Source organism: Rhodococcus sp. P14 (assembly GCF_000256505.1).
In the GTDB taxonomy this organism is placed as follows: Bacteria; Actinomycetota; Actinomycetes; order Mycobacteriales; family Mycobacteriaceae; genus Rhodococcus; species Rhodococcus ruber.
Genome location: NZ_AJFC01000081.1, coordinates 1 through 6,721, shown reverse-complemented (window position 1 = coordinate 6,721; position 6,721 = coordinate 1). Strand labels below are relative to the sequence as shown.

6 protein-coding genes are annotated in these 6,721 nt (G+C 73.3%); 4 read left to right on the top strand and 2 right to left on the bottom strand.

Annotation, left to right across the window (positions count from 1 at the left end):
- The 3 genes from OEY_RS0105750 to OEY_RS0105740 form a co-directional block, all read left to right on the top strand.
- A partial coding sequence (locus tag OEY_RS0105750) for a hypothetical protein (protein ID WP_010592954.1) occupies nucleotides 1-365 on the top strand: 365 nt, incomplete at its 5' end.
- Nucleotides 362-1,318: an L-histidine N(alpha)-methyltransferase gene (gene egtD / locus OEY_RS0105745; RefSeq protein ID WP_010592953.1), complete on the top strand. Its 957-nt coding sequence runs from the start codon at nucleotides 362-364 to the stop codon at nucleotides 1,316-1,318. The genes OEY_RS0105750 and egtD, both read left to right, overlap by 4 nt.
- A gap of 71 nt (nucleotides 1,319-1,389) precedes the next feature.
- Nucleotides 1,390-2,586: an MFS transporter gene (locus OEY_RS0105740; protein WP_029539905.1), complete on the top strand. Its 1,197-nt coding sequence runs from the start codon at nucleotides 1,390-1,392 to the stop codon at nucleotides 2,584-2,586.
- Nucleotides 2,587-2,590: 4 nt separating this feature from the next.
- On the opposite strand, the gene OEY_RS0105735 is transcribed toward OEY_RS0105740, so the two are convergent.
- Nucleotides 2,591-3,820: an MFS transporter gene (locus tag OEY_RS0105735; protein WP_010592951.1), complete on the bottom strand. Its 1,230-nt coding sequence runs from the start codon at nucleotides 3,818-3,820 to the stop codon at nucleotides 2,591-2,593.
- A gap of 54 nt (nucleotides 3,821-3,874) precedes the next feature.
- Here OEY_RS0105735 and OEY_RS0105730 point away from each other — a divergent pair, with 54 nt between their 5' ends.
- Nucleotides 3,875-4,516: a class I SAM-dependent methyltransferase gene (locus OEY_RS0105730; RefSeq protein WP_010592950.1), complete on the top strand. Its 642-nt coding sequence runs from the start codon at nucleotides 3,875-3,877 to the stop codon at nucleotides 4,514-4,516.
- A gap of 109 nt (nucleotides 4,517-4,625) precedes the next feature.
- On the opposite strand, the gene OEY_RS0105725 is transcribed toward OEY_RS0105730, so the two are convergent.
- On the bottom strand, nucleotides 4,626-6,721 hold a 2,096-nt coding region (locus OEY_RS0105725; RefSeq protein WP_010592949.1), incomplete at its 5' end, for a helix-turn-helix domain-containing protein.

Here is a 6,721-nt window from a genome sequence, read left to right as displayed (position 1 = left end):
CCGCCCCCCTGCCGGTGGCCGAACTGCTGCGGCTCGAGTCGCCCACCGACGCCGCCGCGCTGTGGCTGCTGTTGTATTCGCGGCTGCGTTCCTCGCGGCCCGAGCAGGCGTTGATGCGGCTCGTGCACGACGTGCTCGACGTCGCCCCGGCTTCGCGGCTGAACCTGTTGCTGGGCAACGGTTCCGGGCTGTGGGCGACGGCCTGGTACCACTCGCTGTGGACCCTCGTCGACGAGGACGTCGCCGTGGTGTCCTCGGAACCGTACGACGACGATCCGCGCTGGCGCCAGGTGCCGGACCGGCACCTGGTCAGCGCCCGACCGGGGCACCTCATCGTGTCCCCCATGGAGGTGGCCGTCTCATGACGGTGGACGTGTACCTGACGCCGGAGCAACTCGACGAGTCGCTGCGGGCCGACGCGCGCCGCGGGCTGACGTCGTCGCCGAAGTGGCTCTCGCCGACGTGGCTCTACGACGAGCGCGGCGGCGAGCTGTTCGATCAGATCACCCGGCTGCCGGAGTACTATCCCACCCGCACCGAACGGTCTCTGCTGCAACAACATTCGTCGGAGCTCGCCGACGAGGCGCGGCCCGAGATGCTCGTCGAGCTCGGATCGGGATCCTCGGAGAAGGCGGAGATCCTGCTCGACGCGCTGCGACCGTACATCCATACGTACGTACCGCAGGACGTCTCCGAGGTCGCCCTGCAGTCCGCGGTGACCCGGCTCTCCGTCGAATACCCGGACCTGACCGTGCGGGGCGTCGTCGGCGACTTCACCGGATCGCTCACGCATCTGCCCGGCGGCGGACGCCGCCTGATCGCATTCCTCGGCGGCACCATCGGCAACCTGGCGCCCACCGAGCGCGCCGCGTTCCTCACCGACCTCGCCGCGGTGCTCGAGCCGGGGGAGTGGCTACTGCTCGGAATCGGCCTCGTCACCGATCCCGACGTGCTCGTGCCGGCCTACGACGACGCCGCCGGGGTCACCGCGGAGTTCGACCGCAACGTGCTGAACGTGCTCAATGCCCGGCTCGGCGCGGACTTCGAACCCGGGAAGTTCCGGCACGTCGCGGTGTGGGACCCGATCAACGAGTGGATCGAGATGCGACTCGAGGCCACCGAGCCCATGACGGTCCGGATTCCCGGCCTCGACCTCGAGATCGCGTTCGAGGAGGGCGAGCATCTGCGCACCGAGATCTCCGCCAAGTTCCGGCTCGACGGCATGGGCCGCGAACTGACCGAGGCCGGGTTCGTCGTACGGCGCGAGTGGATCGATCCCGACGGCCGGTTCGCGCTGATCGGCGCGAGCCGCAGCTGACCCGCGCGGTCCCGGCCGCCGACGCGACGCCGGTTGGACAGCGCGGTCCCGGCCGCGCGAGGCTGGCAGACGTGACGTCCCCGCGACCCGTGCTGACCACCCCCGTCCTGCTGTTGATGGCGGCGGCCACCGGCCTGTGCGTGGGCGGCAACTACTTCAACCAGCCGCTGCTCGACTCGATCGCCGTCGCCCTGGGCACCTCCCACTCCGCCGCCGCGGCCACCGTCACCGTCGCCCAGGTCTCCTACGGCCTCGGGCTGCTGTTCCTGGTGCCGCTCGGCGACATGTTCGACAAGCGCCGCCTCACGGTGGGGCTCATGCTCGCCGCCGCGGCCGGCCAGGCGCTGAGCGGTTTCGCTCCGACCATCGCGGTGCTGGCCGTCGGCACGGCGATCGCGGGATTGTTCTCGGTGGCCGCGCAGGTGCTGGTGCCGTTCGCCGCCACCCTGGCCGAACCGGAGCGCAGTGGGCAGGCCGTCGGGACGGTGATGAGCGGCCTGGTGCTCGGCATCCTGCTCGCCCGCAGCGTCGCCGGGCTGCTCGCCGGCCTCGGCGGGTGGGCCACCGTCTACCGGGTGAGCGCCGCCGTGATGGTCCTCGTCGCGCTCGCCCTGTGGCGAGCGCTGCCGACGTCGCGCCCTGCCGAGCGCATCGGCTACGGGACCACCCTGCGTTCGCTCGGCACCCTCGTGCGCACCCAGCCGCGGCTGCGGACCCGGTCGGTGCTCGGCGCCCTGTCCTTCGCATCCGTGAGCGCCCTTTTCTCCACGATGGCGTTCCTGCTGTCCGGCGAACCCTACGGATTCGACGAGGTGCAGATCGGGCTGGTGGGCCTGGCCGGGGTCGCCGGCGCGGTGATGGCCAACCTCACCGGCCGCCTCGCCGACCGTGGCCTCGCGCAGCTCGCCTCCGGCGCCGGCGCGGCGGTGCTCGTCGTGTCCTGGGCCGCGCTGGCGGCCGGAGCGCACTCGCTGGCGTGGTTCCTGATCGGGATGGTCGCGGTCGACCTGGCACTGCAGGCCGTCCACATCAGCAACCAGAGCATCGTCTACGCGCTGGCGCCCGCGGCCCGCTCCCGCATCAACGCGGTGTACATGACGACGTACTTCATCGGTGCCGCGGCCGGTTCGGCGCTCGGCGCGCTCGCGTGGACGAGCGCCGGCTGGACCGGGGTGTGCCTGTTCGGTGTCGCGGCGGCCGCCGCGACCGCCCTGGTGTGGCTGGTGGATCTGCGGGTGGCGCGACGAGCGGTCGCGGTGCCGGCCTGACCCGCTAGCGGAGGGCGGGCTGCGCGGCGGACCGTCGCGCGAGGACCGGAAGGATCACCAGCGACACCGCCGCACCGGTCAGCGCCAGCGCCGGGAACCCCGCCGCCGCGACGACCAGACCCGAACCCAGACCGCCGCCCGCCCCCGCCAGCGCGACGAACAGGTCCGCGGTGCCTTGCGTGGCCGCGCGGGACTCGAGCGGCACCGCATCGGTGACGAGCGCGGTGCCGCTCACCAGGCCCAGGCTCCACCCGAAACCGAGCAGGCCCAGCGCGAACGCGAGGGCGGGCACCGAATGCGGCGGGGCCAGCGCCGCCGACACCCCGGAGGCCAGCAGGACGAGTCCCGCGGCGGCCGCGACCCGGTAGGGCCCGACCCGGTCCACGAGCATCCCCGCGATCGGGGACGGCAGGAACATCGCCGCGACGTGGATCGCGATGACCACGCCCGTCGCCCCGACGTCGTGCCCGTGGTCGCGCATGTGGATCGGCGTCATCGTCATCACCGCCACCATCACGAGCTGTGTCACGATCATCACCACCACCCCGGCGGTCACCGCGGGCGACCACTGCCGGGCCACGGCCGGCCGCTCGCCGTCCGGCGCCGGCTCCGCGGCCGCCGCGCGGCTGCGGGCGAGCAGGAGCGGATCCGGACGCAGCAGGACCCACAGGACGACCGCGGCGAGCCCGTAGGCGACGCCGGAGAGCACGAACGGCCCGGACAGCCGGGGAATGCCCCAGGATTCGGCGGCGTCGCCCATGACGGCGGTCAGGTTCGGGCCGACCACCGCCCCGAGCGTCGTCGCCACCAGCACCGTGCTCACCGCGCGCCCCCGGCGCTCCGGAGCGGCCAGGTCGGCGCCGGCGTAGCGCGCCTGCAGGCTCGTCGCGGTGCCCGCTCCGTAGACGAACAGGGCCGCGAACAGCAGCACCGCGGTGTCGAGCGCCGCGGCGGCCACCACACCCGCGCTGCCGAGCGCGCCGGTGGCGTACCCGAACGTCAGCCCGCCACGGCGCCCGGCGCGCTGCGAGATCCGCCCCACGGCGACGGCCGCCGCCGCCGACCCGATCGTGAACAGGGCGCTGGGCACCCCGGCGAGACTCGTGCTGCCCAGCATGTCCTGCGCGAGGAGCGCGCCGACGGTCACGCCGGCCGCCAGGCCCGCGCCGCTGAGAATCTGCGCGGCCACCAGTACGGTCAGGACGCGGCGCTGTTCCGGGATCGGTTCGGTCACAGCCGGGACGGTACGCCGGTACCGTCGGCGGTGACACTTCGGTGAGGAGACACAGTGACCGATTCGGAGCAGGTCGAGAACGAGAACGCCCGCGTCTCGCGGATCTTCGACGAGATGTCGAAGAACTACGACCGCGGCATGAGCCTGGTCGAGCGGTTGATACTCGGCCCCGCCCGGCACTGGGCGGCCGCGCAGGCTCGCGGCCGCGTCGTCGAACTCGCCGTCGGCACGGGCCTCAACCTGCCGCTCTACGGACCCGAGGTCGAACACGTCGTCGGCGTCGACATCTCGCCGAGGATGCTCGACCTCGCCCGGACGAAGGCCGCCGCCGACCCGCGCGTCGAACTGCGCGAGGGCGACGTGCAGGCCCTCGACCTGCCCGACGCGAGCGCGGACACCGTGCTCTCGACCTTCACGTTCTGCACCGTGCCCGACCCGGCCCGCGCCGCGGCCCAGGCGTACCGCGTGCTCGTCCCCGGGGGCAGGATCGTGCTCGCCGAGCACGGGCCGTCGACGAACCGGGTGCTGCGTGCCCTGCAGCGGGGCATCGAGCCGCTCAGCATCCGCTTCGGCGCCGACCACCTGCTCCGCGACCCGGCGCCCTATCTCACCGAGGCCGGGTTCGTCGTCGACGACGTGCACCGCACCGGGCGGATGGGCATCGTGTTCCGGGTGCTCGCCCACAAGCCGGCCTGACCTTCCCCGGAGCCGAGCGCCTGTGCCGTTGCGTCGGTCCGAGCGGGTGAGCGATACCTCCGCTCGGGTCGGGCGGGCGGCGGCGAGACCTACCGCCCGTGGGGCGGGTCTAGAGATCGCTGGTGACGGGCAGCAGCCGCAGCTCGCGCGCGCGGGTGATCGCCTCGACCCGTGTGTGAACCCCGAGCTTGCGATAGATGCTGCGCAGCTGCGTCTTGACCGTGTTCGGAGAGACGAACAGGAGGCGGGCGATCTCGCTCTGCGGGCATCCCTCGGCCAGTAGCGCGAGCACCTCCCTCTCCCGCGGGGACAGCTCGACCCGTGCGACCTCGTCCGGGAACACCGCCCCGACGGGACCGCCGGGCACCGCAATTCCGCTGCGCTCTTCGAGTTCGCGCCGGTGCCGGTCCGGCACGGTGGTGAACGCGCGCCGATTGCCCAGCGTCTGCCCGAGGGCGCAGGCGCGCTCCCAGCACACGGCCGCGGCCCCCGGATTACCCAGGTCGAGCTGGGCGGCGGCCTCGAGCAGCAGCGCCTCGAGGTGGGCCCGCGGGAAGCCGCAGTCCGGCCAGGACACCCGCGCGAGCTTCTTGACGGCCCGGCCGGGATTCCCGCCGAGCAGATCCACCCGAGCGTCCGGCACGACGAGGATCGGGTGGTGCCGGGGCTCGAGATCTGCCACGGCGCGCGCCAGGTTGCCGTTGCCGAGAGCCAGGTGCAGGTCGATCTCCGTCGCGGTGAGCAGCGTTCGGGAGAACGCGCCGTCGCCGTGCCGATGGGCGTGGCCGGCGACGGTGTGGTGCAACCACGTCAGACCCGCGTACGCCTCGACGGTGAGCAGCGCGTGCTGGGCGTGGGCGTAGGCGACGAATCCCCACAGCTCCTCCCGGTCGCTGGGCGCGCCGAGCAGGTCGATCATCGCCTCGGCCGCGTCGACGTCGAGGGCGTCGAGATGGGTCAGGGCAGTGGCGACCCGGCCGCCGACCTTGACGAGTTCGCCGAAGAGCCCGTCGGACGGTTCCGCCGTCGCCTCCCGGGCGAGCCACCGGCGGGCACGCGGCACGTCGCCGACCAGTGCCCAGTTCAGCGCCGAACTGCCGGCGGCGTTCTGGACGATGTACGGGGTGCCCGCGGCGACGCCGCCCCGGTAGGCCGATTCGAACTGCCGGTTGGATTCGGCGAGATCCGCGGCGAGCTGGAAGGTGATCGCCCACTGGACGCGCAGCAGCGGCAACTGCGGGGTGATGTTGTCCGGCTGGTGCGCGAGCATGCTCTGCACCAGGGGTTCGAGCCGCCGCGTGCACGCGGCACCCCGGACGTAGTCGCCGGCGACCCGCAGCGCGAGCGACTGCACGGTCGCCAGGTGCAGGACGTTCGCGGCGTCCGGCCCGGCGCCGAGTGCGTGCAGTTCGTCGGGCTCGCCGGGGAGCGAGGCCCGCAGGATGGGATGGTCGGCGAGCATCTGCACGAACAGTGCCCGCCCGGCGAGCACGGCCGGGTAGTCCTGCAGAAAGTCCTCGGGAATCGTCCGCAGCACGAGAATGAGTTCCTCGAGATGCTCGGCGACCATCTGGCCCCAGCTGCGTTCGACGATGCCCGCGGCCATCGCCCAGTTGCGGGCCTCGGCCGCATACGTCGCGGCCGGCGCCGGCCGGCCCGCGTCCCGATGGCGGCGCGCGAGCACGGTCATCAGCTCGTCGACCCGCCCGGGTTCCTCCTGCCGGGCCTGGTCGAGCACCGCGAGCCGCAGGGCCGACGGCCACGCCCACGTCCGGGTCTCGGCTGCCTCGTCGACGACGAGCAGGCCCCGCGCTTCGAGCCGGTCGAGAAGTCCGGCCGCGTCCGACCGGCCGGTGAGCTCGGCGGCGAGTTCCGCGTCGAGAGCACGGGCGGCGACCACGCGCAGCGCGAACGCGCGCTCCTCGGCGGTCAGCGTGTCGAGCAGAACCGATGCGGACCCGGCGATGGCGACGGCCAGTTCGGGCGACGGCCGGCCCTCCTGGTCGACCGGTGCGCCCCGGTGCAGCCGCGCGACGTTCAGCGCACCCGAGATCAACTGCGGCAACCCGCCCAGCGCGCGGCAGAGGTCGCCGTACTCGTCGGCCGCGAGCTCCACCCCGGCGGCGCGGAAGAACTCCGCGGTCTCGCGCGGCGTGAACCGCAGATCGTGGGCGGAGACGAACGTGCAGTCCACGCCGGCCGTGG